This window comes from Plantactinospora endophytica, from assembly GCF_016862915.1.
GTDB classification, from domain to species: Bacteria; Actinomycetota; Actinomycetes; order Mycobacteriales; family Micromonosporaceae; genus Plantactinospora; species Plantactinospora endophytica.
This window is the reverse complement of sequence record NZ_BONW01000021.1, coordinates 189,354-204,711: the sequence shown is the minus strand read 5'-3', so window position 1 is coordinate 204,711 and position 15,358 is coordinate 189,354. Positions and strand designations below refer to the sequence as shown.

20 protein-coding genes are annotated in these 15,358 nt (G+C 72.1%); 15 read left to right on the top strand and 5 right to left on the bottom strand.

The annotated features are described in order from the left end of the window. The first annotated feature begins 124 nt into the window (after positions 1 to 124). The 4 genes from Pen02_RS21945 to Pen02_RS21930 all read left to right on the top strand — a co-directional run bounded on the left by Pen02_RS21945 (position 125) and on the right by Pen02_RS21930 (position 2,312). Positions 125 to 634 carry an amino-acid N-acetyltransferase gene (locus tag Pen02_RS21945; protein WP_239141140.1) on the top strand — a complete coding sequence of 170 codons (510 nt, stop codon included), beginning with the start codon at positions 125 to 127 and terminating at the stop codon, positions 632 to 634. Positions 635 to 742: 108 nt separating this feature from the next. After that, positions 743 to 1,699: a Ppx/GppA phosphatase family protein gene (locus Pen02_RS21940; RefSeq protein WP_203868249.1), complete on the top strand. Its 957-nt coding sequence runs from the start codon at positions 743 to 745 to the stop codon at positions 1,697 to 1,699. Positions 1,700 to 1,734: 35 nt separating this feature from the next. Continuing rightward, positions 1,735 to 1,938: a FitA-like ribbon-helix-helix domain-containing protein gene (locus Pen02_RS21935; RefSeq protein ID WP_203867964.1), complete on the top strand. Its 204-nt coding sequence runs from the start codon at positions 1,735 to 1,737 to the stop codon at positions 1,936 to 1,938. Beyond that, positions 1,935 to 2,312 carry a type II toxin-antitoxin system death-on-curing family toxin gene (locus tag Pen02_RS21930; RefSeq protein WP_203867963.1) on the top strand — a complete coding sequence of 126 codons (378 nt, stop codon included), beginning with the start codon at positions 1,935 to 1,937 and terminating at the stop codon, positions 2,310 to 2,312. Before Pen02_RS21935 ends, Pen02_RS21930 begins: the two co-directional genes overlap by 4 nt. A 157-nt stretch (positions 2,313 to 2,469) precedes the next feature. Here the strand turns inward: Pen02_RS21930 and Pen02_RS21925 are convergent, their stop codons facing one another. From Pen02_RS21925 to Pen02_RS21910, 4 genes are all read right to left on the bottom strand, one after another. After that, the gene (locus Pen02_RS21925; RefSeq protein WP_203867962.1) at positions 2,470 to 3,528 is read right to left on the bottom strand and encodes a methyltransferase domain-containing protein; all 1,059 of its coding nucleotides are present in this window, start codon (positions 3,526 to 3,528) and stop codon (positions 2,470 to 2,472) included. Between the two features lie 339 nt (positions 3,529 to 3,867). Next, on the bottom strand, positions 3,868 to 4,827 hold the full coding sequence (locus tag Pen02_RS21920; protein WP_203867961.1) for an SDR family oxidoreductase: 960 nt from the start codon (positions 4,825 to 4,827) through the stop codon (positions 3,868 to 3,870). 190 nt (positions 4,828 to 5,017) lie between these two features. Next, the gene (locus tag Pen02_RS21915) at positions 5,018 to 5,194 is read right to left on the bottom strand and encodes a DUF397 domain-containing protein (protein ID WP_203868248.1); all 177 of its coding nucleotides are present in this window, start codon (positions 5,192 to 5,194) and stop codon (positions 5,018 to 5,020) included. A 176-nt stretch (positions 5,195 to 5,370) separates the two neighbouring features. Further along, complete coding sequence (locus tag Pen02_RS21910) at positions 5,371 to 5,856, bottom strand: MarR family winged helix-turn-helix transcriptional regulator (RefSeq protein WP_203867960.1); 486 nt, start codon at positions 5,854 to 5,856, stop codon at positions 5,371 to 5,373. Positions 5,857 to 6,024: 168 nt separating this feature from the next. Between Pen02_RS21910 and Pen02_RS21905 the strand changes: the two genes are divergently transcribed. The 4 genes from Pen02_RS21905 (at position 6,025) to Pen02_RS21890 (ending at position 9,343) form a co-directional block, all read left to right on the top strand. Next, on the top strand, positions 6,025 to 7,557 hold the full coding sequence (locus Pen02_RS21905; RefSeq protein WP_203867959.1) for a DHA2 family efflux MFS transporter permease subunit: 1,533 nt from the start codon (positions 6,025 to 6,027) through the stop codon (positions 7,555 to 7,557). A gap of 105 nt (positions 7,558 to 7,662) precedes the next feature. After that, complete coding sequence (locus Pen02_RS21900; RefSeq protein ID WP_203867958.1) at positions 7,663 to 7,998, top strand: ArsR/SmtB family transcription factor; 336 nt, start codon at positions 7,663 to 7,665, stop codon at positions 7,996 to 7,998. Continuing rightward, positions 7,998 to 8,747, top strand: a complete 750-nt coding sequence (locus tag Pen02_RS21895) for a cation efflux transmembrane domain-containing protein (RefSeq protein WP_203867957.1) — start codon at positions 7,998 to 8,000, stop codon at positions 8,745 to 8,747. Before Pen02_RS21900 ends, Pen02_RS21895 begins: the two co-directional genes overlap by 1 nt. Continuing rightward, positions 8,747 to 9,343, top strand: a complete 597-nt coding sequence (locus tag Pen02_RS21890; protein WP_203867956.1) for a methyltransferase family protein — start codon at positions 8,747 to 8,749, stop codon at positions 9,341 to 9,343. Before Pen02_RS21895 ends, Pen02_RS21890 begins: the two co-directional genes overlap by 1 nt. 18 nt (positions 9,344 to 9,361) lie before the next feature. Here Pen02_RS21890 and Pen02_RS21885 read toward each other — a convergent pair whose 3' ends face one another. Beyond that, positions 9,362 to 9,793 carry a hypothetical protein gene (locus Pen02_RS21885; RefSeq protein WP_203867955.1) on the bottom strand — a complete coding sequence of 144 codons (432 nt, stop codon included), beginning with the start codon at positions 9,791 to 9,793 and terminating at the stop codon, positions 9,362 to 9,364. A gap of 116 nt (positions 9,794 to 9,909) precedes the next feature. Between Pen02_RS21885 and Pen02_RS21880 the strand changes: the two genes are divergently transcribed. The 7 genes from Pen02_RS21880 to Pen02_RS21850 all read left to right on the top strand — a co-directional run bounded on the left by Pen02_RS21880 (position 9,910) and on the right by Pen02_RS21850 (position 15,335). After that, a complete protein-coding gene (locus Pen02_RS21880) occupies positions 9,910 to 10,242 on the top strand; it encodes a PadR family transcriptional regulator (protein WP_203860209.1) in 333 nt (110 codons plus the stop codon). Continuing rightward, the gene (locus Pen02_RS21875) at positions 10,239 to 11,264 is read left to right on the top strand and encodes an HAAS signaling domain-containing protein (protein ID WP_203867954.1); all 1,026 of its coding nucleotides are present in this window, start codon (positions 10,239 to 10,241) and stop codon (positions 11,262 to 11,264) included. Before Pen02_RS21880 ends, Pen02_RS21875 begins: the two co-directional genes overlap by 4 nt. Positions 11,265 to 11,472: 208 nt before the next feature. After that, positions 11,473 to 12,162: a dienelactone hydrolase family protein gene (locus Pen02_RS21870; RefSeq protein ID WP_203867953.1), complete on the top strand. Its 690-nt coding sequence runs from the start codon at positions 11,473 to 11,475 to the stop codon at positions 12,160 to 12,162. Positions 12,163 to 12,274: 112 nt separating this feature from the next. After that, the gene (locus Pen02_RS21865) at positions 12,275 to 12,961 is read left to right on the top strand and encodes a uracil-DNA glycosylase (RefSeq protein ID WP_203868247.1); all 687 of its coding nucleotides are present in this window, start codon (positions 12,275 to 12,277) and stop codon (positions 12,959 to 12,961) included. Between the two features lie 21 nt (positions 12,962 to 12,982). Further along, positions 12,983 to 13,741 carry a DUF4129 domain-containing protein gene (locus Pen02_RS21860; RefSeq protein WP_203867952.1) on the top strand — a complete coding sequence of 253 codons (759 nt, stop codon included), beginning with the start codon at positions 12,983 to 12,985 and terminating at the stop codon, positions 13,739 to 13,741. Beyond that, positions 13,738 to 14,331, top strand: coding sequence for a hypothetical protein (locus Pen02_RS21855; protein WP_203867951.1), 594 nt, complete (start codon positions 13,738 to 13,740; stop codon positions 14,329 to 14,331). Before Pen02_RS21860 ends, Pen02_RS21855 begins: the two co-directional genes overlap by 4 nt. Next, the gene (locus Pen02_RS21850) at positions 14,328 to 15,335 is read left to right on the top strand and encodes an AAA family ATPase (protein ID WP_203867950.1); all 1,008 of its coding nucleotides are present in this window, start codon (positions 14,328 to 14,330) and stop codon (positions 15,333 to 15,335) included. The genes Pen02_RS21855 and Pen02_RS21850 overlap by 4 nt, the downstream gene beginning before the upstream one ends. Positions 15,336 to 15,358: the final 23 nt, after the last annotated feature.

Genomic DNA, 15,358 nt, shown 5'->3' with positions numbered 1-15,358 from the left:
CAGCCAGGTCAGGCGAGCCGGCCTCCTCGGCCACGTCGGGCGAGCCGGTCGAGTCAGCCAGGTCGGGGGAGCCGGCTCCGTGACCGGCGACGACGTGCCGGCCCCCGACGACGTGCCGGCGCCGGTGCCGGGCGAGTTGGTGATCCGGCGGGCCCGGACCGCAGACGTACGCGGCATCCGGGACCTGATCGACACCTACAGCCCGGAGCGGCGGCTGCTCAGCAAGGCCACCGTCACGCTCTACGAGGACGTCCAGGAGTTCTGGGTCGCGGTCGACCCGGCCGACGGCACGGTGGTCGGCTGCGGTGCCCTGCACGTGATGTGGGAGGACCTGGCCGAGATCCGGACCGTGGCCGTACACCCGGCGCACCGGGGTCGCAAGATCGGTCAGCGGATCGTGGCGGAGCTGCTGACCACCGCGCGCGAGCTGGGCGTCGCCCGGGTCTTCGTACTCACCTTCGAGACCCGGTTCTTCGCCGCCTTCGGCTTCGTCGAGATCGACGGGGCGCCGGTGCCGCAGCCGGTCTTCGAACAGTTGCTCCGCTCGTACGACGAGGGTGTCGCCGAGTTCCTCGGCCTGGAACGGGTCAAGCCGAACACCCTCGGCAACATCCGGATGCTGCTCCGGCTCTGAGCTGCTTCCGGGGCCGCCCCGACGCTGGGTAACTTCCGCGCCCGCGCCGAGTCCGACGGCGTATGGCGACCACTCCGACGACGTAGGGTGAAGATCGTGACGAACCGGGTGGCCGCGATCGACTGCGGCACGAACTCGATCCGGCTGCTCGTGGCCGACCTGCCGGATCCGTCCGCCGGGCCGGAGGCCGAGCTGGTCGAGGTGGTCCGGCGGATGGAGATCGTCCGGCTCGGCCAGGACCTCGACCGGACCGGCCGGCTGGCGCCGGAGGCGCTGGAGCGGACCCGGCTGGCCCTGGTGAGGTACGCGACCTCGATCGAGTCGCTGGGCGTGGCCCGGGTACGCATGTGTGCCACCTCCGCCTCCCGGGACGCCTCCAACGCGGGCGAGTTCCGGTCGATGGTGGTGGACACGCTCGGCGTCGAGCCGGAGGTGGTGACCGGCGACGAGGAGGCCCGGCTCTCCTTCACAGGTGCCGTACGCGGGCTGGGCGCGGACGTCCGGGCGCCGTACCTGGTGGTCGACATCGGCGGCGGGTCGACCGAGTTCGTGGTCGGCGGGCAGCCGGCCGGCGGCGGTGCGGCGACGGTGGACGCGGCGGTGTCGATGGACATCGGCTGTGTCCGGATGACGGAACGGCACCTGCACGGCGACCCGCCGACGCCGGACCAGTTGGCGGCGGCCGAGGCGGACATCACGGCGGTGGTGGACCGGGCGCTGTCGATGGTGCCGGGACGGGAGGCGGCCACCCTGATCGGGCTGGCCGGCTCGGTGACCACGGTCGCCGGGATCGCACTGGGCCTGCCGGAGTACCGCCCCGAGCGGATCCACCACGCCCGCATCCCGTACGCCGACGTGGTCAAGGTGACCGGCGACCTGTTGGCCCGGTCGTCCGCCGAGCGGCTGACCATCCCGGTGATGCATCCGGGTCGGGCCGACGTGATCGGTGCCGGTGCCCTGGTGCTGAAGATCATCATGGAGCGGGCCGGGATGACCTCGGTGATCGCCAGCGAACGCGACATCCTCGACGGCATCGCCTACAGCCTCGTGGGCGCCTCGGGTTAGCCGTTTGCGCTGCACGGCGCCGGTATGATTTCCATATGGTCACCACGGTCAATCTTCCGGACGAACTGCACGAGCGGCTCAAGCAGCTCGCCGAGCAGGAGCACCGCTCGATGAACGCCACCATCGTGGTGGCGCTGGAGGAGTACGTCTCGGCGCACCACCGCCGCGCCCGGGTGCGGGATCTCGCCCGGGACGTCGCCGAGCGCGATGCCGAGTTGCTGCGGCGGCTGGCGGAGTGATCGTCTACCTCGACGTCGACGACCTGATGGAGATCGCCTCGGTCGTGCTGGCCGAGCCGCCGCAGGTGCGTGACCCGGGTCTGCTCTCGTCGGCGGTGGTCCGCCCGGCCACGGTGGCGTTCGGGCAGGAGGCGTACCCGGACCTGTGGGCGAAGGCCGCCGCGCTGCTGCACTCGATCTGCATGAACCACGCGCTCATCGACGGGAACAAGCGGCTCGCCTGGGCCGGCGCCCGGATCTTCCTCGCGCTCAACGACGTACCGTTGCGGGACGTCGACGTGGACCAGGCCGAAGCTCTGGTGATGTCGGTGGCGAGCGGCGCGACGACCGAGGTCGGCGACATCGCCCGAGAGCTTCGGAAGCTGTACCTCTGACCCTGCCGGCCTGATCTCTGGCGCAGCACGGCGTCTGCTCTGATGTTGCCGGCATCGTCTCTGGCACTGCCCGCGTCGTCTCTGGCACTGCCGGCGTCGTCTCTGGCACTGCCGGCGTGGCGAATCCGGCCATCGGAACCGCCACGCCGGCAGCCGGCTATCGCGCCCGCAGGACGACGATCTCCGGGTGGCTGCCCGAGAGGCTGATCGGGTGGCGCCCCCGCACCGTCAGTCCGGCCGCCGCAGCATCGGGCACCTGACCGTCCACATCGGAGACGAGCAGCACCGCCCGGCCACCCGGCCGCAACACCCGGCGCAGTTCCACCCAGAACCGGTACCGCCGCTGACGCAGGATCCCGGCGAACGGCACCTGCCGGTTCCACGGCGGGTTGGTGACCACCAGGTCGACCATCCCGTCAGGCAGCGGAATCCGGCCGGCATCCGCCACCAGCCAGTCGATCGGGGTGTCCCCGCCGTTGTCGGCGGCGATCGCCACCACCCGCCGGTCGATGTCACTGCCCACGATGGACAGTGTGCGACCGGAGGCCGCCTCCATGGGGATCGTCCCGGCCCCGCAGCACGGGTCGAGGAGCAGATCGCGGTCGCGCGGCCCGGCGAGCCGGACCAGCGCGGCGGCCACCGGCGGGTGCAGGCTGCCCGGCCGGGACATCCGACGGTACGCCCGGCGGTGCAGCGGCCGGTCGGCGATCCGTAACGCCACCAGGGCCCGGTCGTCGACGACGGTGACCCGCCAGGACAGTCCACCCGGCGGTGGCGCCACCCCGTCCCGCCGACTGTGGTACGGCAACCCGAGCGCGGCGGCGAGCGGCTCGCCGACCACGTCCTCCAGGTCGTACCGGGTGTAGTTGCGCCGCCCGAGGAACGACGCCGACACGTCGACACCGGAGATCGGGCGGTCACCACCGCAGCGGCGCCACCCGGCCAGCAGTTCCGACAGCGGCAGTGCCGTGGCGGCCTTGCCCAGCATCCGCAGGTCGGCCCGACCCCGGCCGATCCCGTACACCACCGTGCCGACCAGGAACACGTCGTCGGCGCAGCGCAGCTCCAATATCTCCGGGCCGGGATCGTCGGCATCGAACCACACCTCGCGGTGCCCGACACCACCGATCCGACCCAGTCCCAGTGTTGCAATCTCGTCGGCCACCACCGGCTCGATGCCCCGCACCGTACGCGCCAGCAGGCGCGCGGCCGTCACGACGCGACGACGGTGCCAGGACGCGGTGTGGCCCCGGCGCGCGTACGCACCGGCAACCGAAAGATCATCCGATCTTCTCCCACGTCGCGACTCGGGGCGACGCGTCGCCGCCCCGCATCGCTGGCGAGGGGTTGTCCGCAACCCGCCAGCGGTCGCGTCAGGCGAGGAAGAAGAAGTTCATGGGGCGCAGCTTAGCAACACCGCCGGTCGCCACGCGTCCGGGATCCTCACCACGGGGACGGGTCGCCGGAACATCGCCAGGTCGGGCTCGCGGACCGGGCGCAGTCGTACCGATGGGGCCATCGTCTCCTCCTGCTCTCCCGCCGCTCGATCCTCGGCTCAGTCGGCCGATCGCGGATCCGGATAGGTCACCCCGCTGAGCCGCTCCGACACCTCCCAGAACCGGGCCGCGTCCGCCTCGTCCAGGGCTCGGGCGGGAACGCTCGCCGGGGCGGGTCCGCCGTGGAGTTCGCCGAAGCCGTCCGGGCCGTAGTAGCCGGCCCCTTCCGCCGCCGGGCTGGTCGCGGCATAGACCGTGGGCAGGGCGCCGGCCGGGATTTCCTGCCACACCCACGGTACGAGGTAGAGCAGCCGGTTGCGGATTCGGTTGAGTCGCAGTGAGCGCCCGCCGTGCGTCGGCCCGGTGACCTGGAGGTTGGTGATGGTGGCACCCGGATGCGCGGCGTTGCTGAGGATTCCCCACCCGCCGGCCGTACTGCGCCGCTGGAGTTCCCGGGCGAAGACCAGCATGGCGAGCTTGGACAGCCCGTAGGCGAGTACGCCCTGGTAGCGGCGTTCACCCTGGAGGTTGTCGAAGTCGAACCGGCCGAACCGGCTCATCATGCTGCTGACCGACACCACCCGGGCGGCACCGGCGGCGCGCAGCAGCGGCAGCAGGTGACCGGTCAGCGCGAAGTGCCCGAGATAGTTGGTGGCGAACTGGAGTTCGAGCCCGTCCTCGGTGAGCGCCCGGCGGCGCGGCGCCATGATCCCGGCGTTGTTGACCAGGATGTGCACCGGCCGACCCTCCTCGACCAACCGCGCGCCGAGCGCCGCGACGCTCGCCAGCGAGGCCAGGTCCAGGTGCCGGAGGCTGACTCTCGCGTCGGGTACCTCGGCCCGGATCTCGGCGAGTGCCTTGTTGCCCCTGGCCTCGTCGCGTACCGCGAGGATCACCTCCGCACCGGCCCGGGCGAGCCGGGAACTGGCGCCGAACCCTATCCCGCTGTTGGCCCCGGTCACCACCGCGAGTTTGCCGGCAAGATCTGGTACGTCGATGTCAGGGCTGCGATGCGGCATCCGACCAGTATCGACGGTAGCCGGTGTCCACGGGAGAACCCGCGCGCGGCGGAGCCGCACTACCTCCCGCGCAGACTGTCGAGCTGGGTGCACAGACGGGGCGCCGAGGTGGCCGGGCGCGTGGGCGCACAGGCGGGGCAGCTCGACAGTCTCGCGGAGAGGGTGTGTCTACTCCGGCGGTCGCTCCGGTTCAGGCTCGTCCGGGCACCCCGACAAGAAACCCCCGCCACCCGGCAGGACGAAACGTCAACGTGGCACCGTCCCGATCCTTGCTGTCCCGCACCAGCACCGCGCCGGGCAGGTTGACCGCCACCTCGACACAAGCGCTCTGGTTGCTGCTGCGGGTGCTCTTCCGCCAGGTCAGGATCGTCGGCTCAGTCGTCGACAGCCTCCCTGATGACGACGGCGAGCAGGTCCTCGGAGGCTTCCTGACTGAGCGCCAGCTCCACGAGCCCCTGCCAGCCGCCGATTCAGCGGCAGCGGTGGTCGCTACTCGAAATCCGGCCGGGACGCCACGCGGGACAATTCCCCGTCCGTCGGTGACTACGCCGACGGGACGCCGAACCCGACGCAGCCGCTCGTGGGCGGCTCCGGATCGTTGACGACGGCGTTCACCAGCAGCGCGTGACAGTGCGCGACGGTACGCAGGTCGTCGTCGGAGAGCCGGTCGAGAATCCGACGCATCTTCTCCGCACCGGCCGTGACGAACCGGTCGATCAGATCGCGTCCCGGCCCGCTCAGCTCGATCCGGCGTACCCGGCGGTCGTGCGGGTCCTCGTGCCGGGTGACCAGACCCTGCGCGACCAGCCGGTCCACCATGCCGGTCATGGTGGCCAGGCTCACACCCATTGCCGCGCTGAGTTCCTGGCCGGCGATGCTGCCGTGGGCCGAGAGTAGGAGCAGCGTCTTGAGCTGCGGCAACGTCAGGTGGAGCGTGAACAGCGGATTCGCCGGGTCGTTGGCGAAATGGTGCTGCATCTCTCGTTGCGTCTCCATGATCTGGGCGATGAGATCGTCACGGCCACTCATCGGTTCCTCCAGCGCACGGGGACGGCGGCAACGGTTGGCCGCGACGCGGCGGCCACGCCTCCAGGGTCAGCGGAGGCTATCAGGCGGGCACCAGCCCCAGAATACTTCGCTACATACGAACTGTTAGTGTCGACCTAACTTAATCTACGGGGAGAAGGAGCGAGCCGCATGTCCGTGGCCGTCCAACCTGACGCCGAGAGCGACAAGCTTGATCCAGGCGTCCTGAAAGTCGCCGGCGTGGTGGTGCTCGGCGTCATCATGTCCATCCTCGACGTCACCGTTGTCAGCGTCGCGCTGCCGACCTTCCAGCGCGATTTCGACGCCAGCTACGCCACCGTCGCCTGGACGATGACGGCGTACACGTTGGCGCTGGCCACCGTGATCCCGATCACCGGCTGGGCCGCCGACCGGTTCGGCACCAAACGCCTCTACCTGCTGTCCGTGGTGCTGTTCCTCGGTGGTTCGGTGCTGTGCAGCATGGCCTGGGACATCGGCCCACTGATCGTCTTCCGGGCTCTCCAGGGGCTCGGCGGCGGCATGCTGATGCCGCTCGGCATGACGATCATGACCCGCGCCGCCGGCCCGCACCGGGTCGGCCGGGTGATGGCCGTGCTCGGCGTACCGATGCTGCTCGGCCCGATCGGCGGTCCGATCCTCGGCGGCTGGCTGATCGAGGCGGTCTCCTGGCACTGGATCTTCCTGATCAACGTGCCGATCGGCGTCGTCGCCTTCGTCCTCGCGCTGCGGGTGCTGCCCAAGGACGAGCCGCACCCCTCCGAGTCGTTCGACTTCCTCGGCATGCTGCTGCTCTCGCCGGGTCTCGCGCTCTTCCTCTACGGCGTCTCCTCCATCCCGGAGGCCGGCACCGTCGCCGCCGCCAAGGTGCTGGTCCCGGCGATCGTCGGCCTGGGCCTGATCGTCGCGTTCGTCTTCCACGCGCTGCGCAAGGACCATCCGCTGATCGACCTCGGGTTGTTCAAGAACCGCAACCTCACCATCTCGGTCATCACGATGACGCTGTTCACCGTGGCGTTCATGGGCGCGATGCTGCTGCTGCCGAGCTACTTCCTCCAGGTGCGCGGCGAGGGCACCCTGAACGCCGGACTGCTGCTCGCCCCGCAGGGCATCGGCGCGATGCTCACCATGCCGATCGCCGGCCGGCTGACCGACCGGATCGGTCCCGGCAAGCTGGTGCTCGGCGGCATGGTGCTGATCGCCCTCGGCCTCGCCCCGTTCACCCAGATCACCGCCGGCAGTTCGTACCCGCTGCTGCTCGGTGGGCTGTTCGTGATGGGCATGGGGATGGGGATGACCATGATGCCGATGATGTCGGCGGCGATGGCCAGCCTCACCCACGCGCAGGTCGCCCGGGGCTCCACGATGATGAACATCGTCCAGCAGACCGCCGGCTCGATCGGTACCGCCGTGATGTCCGTGATCCTCACCAACCGGGTGCTGGAGAGCCAGGCCGCCACGGCGTACAGCGCGGTGACGCAGGGACAGGTGCCGCGTGACCAGGTGCCGCCGGAGGTGCTGGTGCAGGGGCAGTCGGCGCTGGCCGACGCGTTCGGCCAGACGTACGTGATCGCGCTGGTGCTGATCGTGCTCTGCGTCGTCCCGGCACTGCTGCTGCCGCGCAAGCGGATCGAGGCCGCGACGCCGGAGTCCGGCGAGGTGCCGGTACCGGTGCCGATGCACTGATCCCGACCCCTGCGGTTCCGCGACGCCCTTCCGCCCGACGACGGCGGGAGGGCGTCGCGGCTTTTCAGTACATCGTTCACTGAGTTCAGCGTTTGCTGTATCGTCGTGGACGTGGCGACGTTGACGTACGGGCAGGTTCTCGCGCGGTTCGGCCACGCGCTCTCCGACCAGACCCGGGCCCGGCTGCTGCTGGCGCTGCGCGACGGGCCGGGCTATCCGGCCGAGCTGGCCGACCTGCTCGGGGTGACCCGGCAGAACCTCTCCAACCACCTCGCCTGCCTGCGCGGCTGCGGCCTGGTGGTGGCCGTGCCGGAGGGCCGCCGGACCCGCTACGAACTCGCCGACGCACGGCTCGGGCACGCCCTCGGCGACCTGCTCGGCGTCGTACTCGCCGTCGACCCGGCCGCCTGCCCGGACAGTGCCGACCGGGGCTGCTGCTGATGACCACCCCGATCCTGCTCGGCCCGGTCGGGCCTCCGCCGGCCCGCCGGGCGGTGCTGGTCCGGCGGGTACGCCTGCTCGTCGCCGGCACCATCGCCTACAACGTGGTCGAGGCGGTGGTGGCGATCGGCGCGGGTACCGTCGCCTCGTCGACCGCGCTTGTCGGATTCGGGCTCGACTCGGTGATCGAGGTCTCCTCGGCGGCAGCGGTGGCCTGGCAGTTCAGCCGCCCCGACCACGAGCGCTGGGAGCGGCCCACCCTGCGGGTCATCGCCGGCTCGTTCTTCCTGCTCGCCGGCTATCTGACCGTCGAGTCGACACTGGCGCTGCTCGGCGCGCACGAGCCGGACCACTCGACCGTCGGGCTCGTGTTGGCCGCGCTCTCCCTGCTGGTCATGCCGGTGCTGTCGCTGGCGCAGCGGCGTACCGGTCGGGAACTCGGCTCGGCCACGGCGGTCGCCGACTCGAAACAGACCCTGCTCTGCACCTACCTGTCGGCGGTGCTGCTGGTCGGCCTGGCGCTGAACTCGCTGTTCGGCTGGGGCTGGGCCGACCCGGTCGCCGCGCTGGTCATCGCCGCCGTCGCGGTACGGGAGGGCCGGGCCGCCTGGCGCGGCGACGCCTGCTGCGCGACCCCGGCCACCGGCCTCGCCACGAGCGGCTGCACGCCCCCGGCCACCGGCGTCGCCGGGAGCGGCTGCGCCGACGACGACTGTGACTGTGGAACCGTTTCCGGGAAGGAGTCCTGATGGCCTGGCTGGCGTTCGTCGTCTATCTGGTGGGGCTGGTGACCGCGTTCGGGGTACGCACCTGGCTGCACCGTCGGGCCACCGGGGACAGCGGATTCCGGCGCCCACCGGTGCCGTTCGGCGGTACGCAGTGGTGGGCGCAAGAGCTGTTCGGTGCCGCCCTGCTGCTCGGTCTGGTCGCCCCGGTGCTGACCGCCACCGGGCTGCTCGGCCCGGTCGGCTGGCTGGACCGGCCCGCCGTGGCGGCGGTCGGGCTGGTGGCGGCGCTGGCCGGCTGGCTCGGAGTGCTGGCGGCGCAGTCGGCGATGAGCGGCTCGTGGCGGATCGGGGTGGATCCGGAGGAGCGGACCGCGCTGGTCACCGGGGGGATCTTCGGACTGGTCCGGAACCCGATCTTCACCGCGATGGTGGCGATGGTGGCCGGGCTGACCGCGATGGTGCCGAACTGGGTCCAACTCGCCGCGCTCGGCTGCCTGGTCGGCGCGGTCCAGTTGCAGGTGCGGGTGGTCGAGGAGCCGTACCTGCGCCGGACGCACGGTACGGCGTACGCCGACTACTCCGCGCGGGTCGGCCGGTTCCTGCCACGGGTCGGCTGAGCCGCTGCCGGGCGGAGGTCAGGCGGTGCGGAACAGGTCGGCCCGGGACTGCTCGCGGGGTTCGTGCTCGTCGCGGGACCACCACCACGCGTAGCTGATCGCCCCCGGCCGGGGCGTGGCCAGCACGATCCGGGCCACCAACGGCCCCTCGTACGCGGTGAAGTGCCCCGGCGACCGCTGGGTGAAGCGGACCATCCCGGGTAGTTCGAGGCTGGCGACGTGCAGTTCGAGTCGACCGTCGGCACCGAGGACCAGCACGCTGTGCTCGACGTGCCGCAGTCCGTCGCTGTCGTTGGTCGCCTCGTAGTCCAGAATGGCGGCACGCCCGTCGAGGCCGGCGCTGACCAGCATCCGCGCCACGAACGGCCCGCTCTCCGGGCCGTCGCCCCGGCCACGGTAGACCCCGGTCGCGGCGGTCAGGCGGCGCAGTACGTCGGTCTCGGCGGGCACGGCGACACCGTACCGCCGCCCCGCCAGGCCAGCGCCCGGCCGTCGACGGGTGCTGCGCTCGCGCCGCGCTACTGCCTCGTTGACGGTACTACGCATTGAACAGTAGTATCGGTGACGTGGACACGACCCAGTTGCTCAAAGGCGTGCTGGATCTCGCCGTGCTGGCCGTGCTGAAGGACGAGGACGGCTACGGCTACGACATCATGCGCCGGCTCCGTTCCGCCGGTCTCGACGAGATCGGCGACGCCTCCGTCTACGGCACGCTGCGCCGGCTCTTCCAGGCCGGCCTGCTGACCACCTACGTGGTGCCCAGCGAGTCCGGCCCACACCGCAAGTACTACGCGCTCAACCCGGCCGGGCGGGACCAACTCCTCCGCTCCGGCAAGATCTGGCGGTCCTTCGCCACCACCATGGACACGCTGCTCGACGACAAGGGGATGGCGGCATGACCGTGACCGAGCAGGAGATCGCCCGGTACGTCGGGCAGGTCCGCGAGGCGCTGGCCGACCTGCCACCCGCAGTCCGCGACGACCTGCTCGAAGACCTGCCCGAGCACCTGACCGAGGTGGCCGCCGAGGCGGACGGGTCGCTGCACGAACGGCTCGGCCCACCCGAGGCGTACGCGATGGAGCTGCGCACCGCCGCCGGGGTCAGCGCGCCGTCCGCCACGCCCAACCTCGACCAGCGGATCAGCGCGGCGGTACGCGAGGGCTGGGCGCGGATCCGGGTCGCCGACGACCGGCTCGGCCCCGTGCTTGGATACACCCGGCTCAGCGACTTCCTCCGGCTGCTCCGCCCGGCCTGGTGGATCCTGCGCGGCTACCTGGTCGCGATGCTGTTCACCGTCGTGCTGACCGGTACCTCGTTCGGGCTGCTGCCCCGGCTCGGCGGTAGCGGCCTGGCCGCGCTGCTGCTGCTCGCCGTGACCGTCACCGGGTCGATCTGGCTCGGCCGCCGCACCGAGCGGCTGGGCAGGCGGCCGAGGCTGGTGCTCAACGTGACCGCCGCCCTGCTGGTCCTGTTCGGCCTGGCCGGCTTCGCCGAGTTGGACGGCCGGGCCGGCGGTGGCGGCAACCCCGTCCCCTACGAGCAGGTCTACACCGACCAATACTCCGGGGTGCAGGACGTCTACGTCTACGACAGCCAGGGCCGGCTGCTGGAGGGCGTACGCCTCTTCGACCAGAACGGCCAGCCGATCCGGCTCGGCCACCCGTGGTGCAGCGAGGCGCAGGAGCGCTACCAGACCATGCCGGAATACAGCGACCCGACGCGGCTGCCGTACCCGTTCTGCCCGGAGGGTGCGCCGTTCCGGTTCGGTCCGACGACTCCGCCGACCCCGGAGCCGGCCGCCCCGACGGCCACGCCCGGAGAGTTCGGGCCGTCGGCCACCCCGGGCGGTGCGGCGCCGACCGCGACCCCGAGCGCCGTCCAGGGGCGCGGGCCGGCTCCCACCCCCACCCCGACCGACTAGACCGCGAACCCCGCTCCCCCGGGGGCGGTCGACGACGTGGCGTACACCTCCGCAACAGGAGGTGTACGCCACGTCGCTGTTGGCTTCCGTCGCTCCGTCGGGCGTGGCAGGCTACCCGCACACCCGGCACGCAAGACCCGACCATCGGACTTGGGTCGGAAAAACTGTGCGACCAGCCAACGATGACTGACCGACAGGAGGGCCACCGATGGGCGAGATGGTGAGTTACCGGAGTAACGGGGGGACCAGCGAGGGCTATCTGGCGCTGCCGGCCGGCGGCGCCACCGGTCCGGCCGTCATCGTCATCCAGGAGTGGTGGGGACTGGTGCCGCACATCACGTCGGTCGCCGACCGGTTCGCCGAGGCCGGTTTCGTGGCGCTCGCCCCCGACCTCTACCACGGTGCCTCCACCACCGAGCCCGACCAGGCCGGCAAGCTGCTGATGGGGCTGGCCATGGACCAGGCCGCCCGGGACATCGCCGGTGCCGCCGACTACCTGGTGGAGCGGCCCGAGGTGACCGGCGACACGGTCGGCTGCGTCGGCTTCTGTGCCGGCGGCAGCCTGGCGCTCTGGTCGGCGACGCTCTCCGACCGGATCGTCGCGACCGCCGGCTTCTACCCGGTACTGCCCTGGGAGCGGATGCGTCCCGAGTGGTCGGACTACGCCGGCAAGGCCGCCGTCATCCACTGCTCCGAGGAGGACGGCACCTCGGCGGCGGACGGGGTCAAGGCGGCCCGCGCGGCGATCGAGGCGGCCGGCGGCGACTGCGTCACCCACGACTACCCGGGTACCCGGCACGCGTTCTTCAACGACGACCGGCCGGAGGTCTTCGACCAGCGTGCGGCGGCCAGCGCCTGGGCCCGGACCCTCGAACTCTTCCGGTCCCGACTTGGCTGAACCGGCCCGACCGGACGACCCGGCCCGGCAGCCGCACGGCGGACCGGGCCGGGTTTCGCGTACCGCCGGAGAGGTGGCCGGCCGCGCGGCGCGGGCGGCCGACCTGGCCGAGATGGACGGCGCGGTCGCCCAGTGCTTCGCCTGCCCCCGGCTGGTCGCCTGGCGGGAGGAGGTCGCCACCGTGCGCCGGGCCGCCTTCCGCGACCAGGAGTACTGGGGACGACCGGTACCCGGCTTCGGCGTCGCCGACGCCCGGATCGCCATCCTCGGACTGGCCCCGGCCGCACACGGCGGCAACCGGACCGGCCGGATCTTCACCGGCGACCGGTCCGGGGACGTCCTCTTCGCCGCGCTGCACCGGGCCGGCCTGGCCAACCAGCCGACCAGCGTGGCCGCCGACGACGGGCTCGCCCTGCGGCACACCCGGATCGCCGCCGCCGTGCGCTGCGCGCCGCCGGACAACAAGCCGACCCCGGTCGAGCGGGACACCTGCGCGCCCTGGCTGCACCGGGAGATCGACCTGATCAGACCCACCCTGCGCGTCGTGGTCACCCTCGGCGCGTTCGCCTGGGCGGCGTGGTGGCCGGTGCTCCGCCAGGCGTACGGTGTGCGCCCGCCCACCCCGCGACCCGGCTTCGGTCATGGGGCACACTGGTCCGGGAACGACGCCGTACCGCAGGTGCTCGGCTGTTACCACGTCAGCCAGCAGAACACCTTTACCGGGCGGCTCACACCGACAATGCTGGACGACGTGTTCGCCCAGGCCCGGCGCCTGGCCGGGTTGGACGACTCCCGCTAGACGGCTCAGGGGGGCGGTGCGATGACCGACGGGCGCTCCGACCGTGCCCGCCCGGCACCGCAGCCACCCCGGTCCAGCCTCACCGCCGGCCTGCTGCGCACACTGTGGCCACTGGCCGCCGTCGCCGGGCTGCTGGCGCTGGCCGCGCTCGCCGCCGGACACTCCTCGATCGGGTTCACCCGGGTCGACCCGCCGGCCGACATCGTGCCAACCTTCGAACCGCCGGAACAGCCTGTCCCGGCGGAGTCGCTGGCCAGCGCCGAGCCGGGGCCGTCCGGCAGCTACCTGCCCGAGTGGGTCCCGTACGTCGGCACCGTGCTCTGCACCGCCGTGGTGCTGGCGGTGGTGGTCGCGCTGCTCTGGGCACTGGCCCGGGACCTGCTGCGCCGCCGCCGGGGACTGGCCCGCCCCGGTGCCCGCAAACTCCGCTCCGCCGAACAGACGGCGGAGGAGGTGGTCGCCGCGCTCGACGCCGGCCTGGTCGAACTCTCCGACACCGACGCCGACCCGCGCAAGGCGGTGATCGCCTGCTGGGTACGCCTGGAACAGGCCGCCGCTGCGGCGGGCGTCGAACGCCGGCCCGGCGACACCCCGACCGACCTGGTCACCCGGCTGCTGGGCGCCGGCCGGCCGGTCAGTGCCGACGTGCTGGCCGCGTTCGCCGACGTCTACCGCGAGGCCCGGTACGCCACGCACACCGTCGACGAGCGGATGCGTACCCAGGCCCGGTCGGCGCTGCACCGGCTGCGTACCGAACTGACGGCGGGGGTGACCGGGTGAGCGGCTCCAGCGCCAGCATCTTCGACCTGCTCGAAGACGAGGAGGAGCAGGCGCCCACGGACGCTCCCCGGCGCGGTGGCGTACGCGGCTGGCTGCGCATCGGGTTCGCCGCGGCCGGGTTCGCCGCTGCGGTCGTACTCGGGCTGCGCATGGTCGGGATCGGCGTCTCGGCCCCGGCGGTCTTCGCCGGCTTCCTCGCCCTGCTGCTGTTGCGCCGGCTCGCCCGGAGCCTCGCCCCGCCGCCACCGGTGCCGATCCGGCTCCAGCGACCCGCCGATCGGGGCGAGGAGGACGGCAGCTACGACTGGACCGTCCGGGACGCCCTGGGCAGTTCGGTCAGCCGCTGGGAGACCAAGCTGGCCTGGTCGCAGGGGGAGCCGGAGCGGTTCTCCCGGGCGGTGCAGCCGGTGCTCGGCGAACTCGTCGACGAGGTGCTGCGGCAGCGGCACGGCGTCGACCGGGCCACCGATCCGGAGCGGGCCCGGGCGTTGCTCGGCGAGCCACTGTGGAACTTCATCGACACGCCTCCCAAGCGCACTCCGGCGCCGCGCGACATCGCGGCGATCGTCGCCCAATTGGAGAAGCTATGACAGACGCGGAGCAGGTCAGCACGTTCGACGTGGGTCGGCTGGCGCAGGCCGTGCTGGACCAGGTCGGCACGGTGGTGGTGGGTAAGCGGGACGCCCTGGAGCTGGTACTCGCCGGCATCCTGGCCGGCGGGCACGTGCTGCTGGAGGACCTGCCGGGGCTGGGCAAGACGCTGACCGCGCGCTCCTTCGCCCAGGCGCTCGGGCTCGACTTCCGGCGCCTCCAGTTCACCCCCGACCTGCTGCCCGCCGACGTCACCGGCTCCTTCCTCTACGACCAGCGCACCGCCGACTTCAGCTTCCGGGCCGGGCCGGTCTTCACCAACCTGCTGCTCGCCGACGAGATCAACCGGACGCCGCCGAAGACCCAGGCGGCGCTGCTGGAGGCGATGCAGGAGAAGCAGGTCTCGGTGGAGGGCGTCACCTACCGGCTCGACCCGCCGTTCCACGTGATCGCCACCGCCAACCCGATCGAATACGAAGGGACCTATCCGCTGCCGGAGGCGCAGCTCGACCGGTTCCTGCTCCGGGTCTCGTTCGGCTATCCGGGCGCCGAGGAGGAGTGGGACGTGCTCCGCCGCCGGATGGCCCGCCGCCAGGAGGAGGCGGAGCTGAAACCGGTGGTGAACGCCGGAGTACTCCGGGGCATGCAGGCGGCCCTGGAGAACGTGGTGGTGGAGGACTCGATCGGCCGCTACATCGTCGCGCTGACCGCCGCCACCCGGGAGCACGCTTCCGTGCTGGTCGGCGCCTCGCCGCGTGGCTCGCTCGCGCTGCTGCTGCTGGCCCGGGCGATCGCCGCGTTCGCCAACCGCGACTACGTGATCCCCGAGGACGTCAAGGCGGTGGCGGTGCCGGTGCTGGCGCACCGGATCACGCTCCGCCCGGAGATGTGGCTGCGCCGGGTCGACCCGTCGTTCGTGGTCAACGAGGTGCTGGAGACCACTCCCGCCCCGGCCAGCGGCGCCCTGCCCAGCTACGCCGCCGGGCCTGCCGGGGCACGCTGACCGTGGGCACCTCCGGACCGACC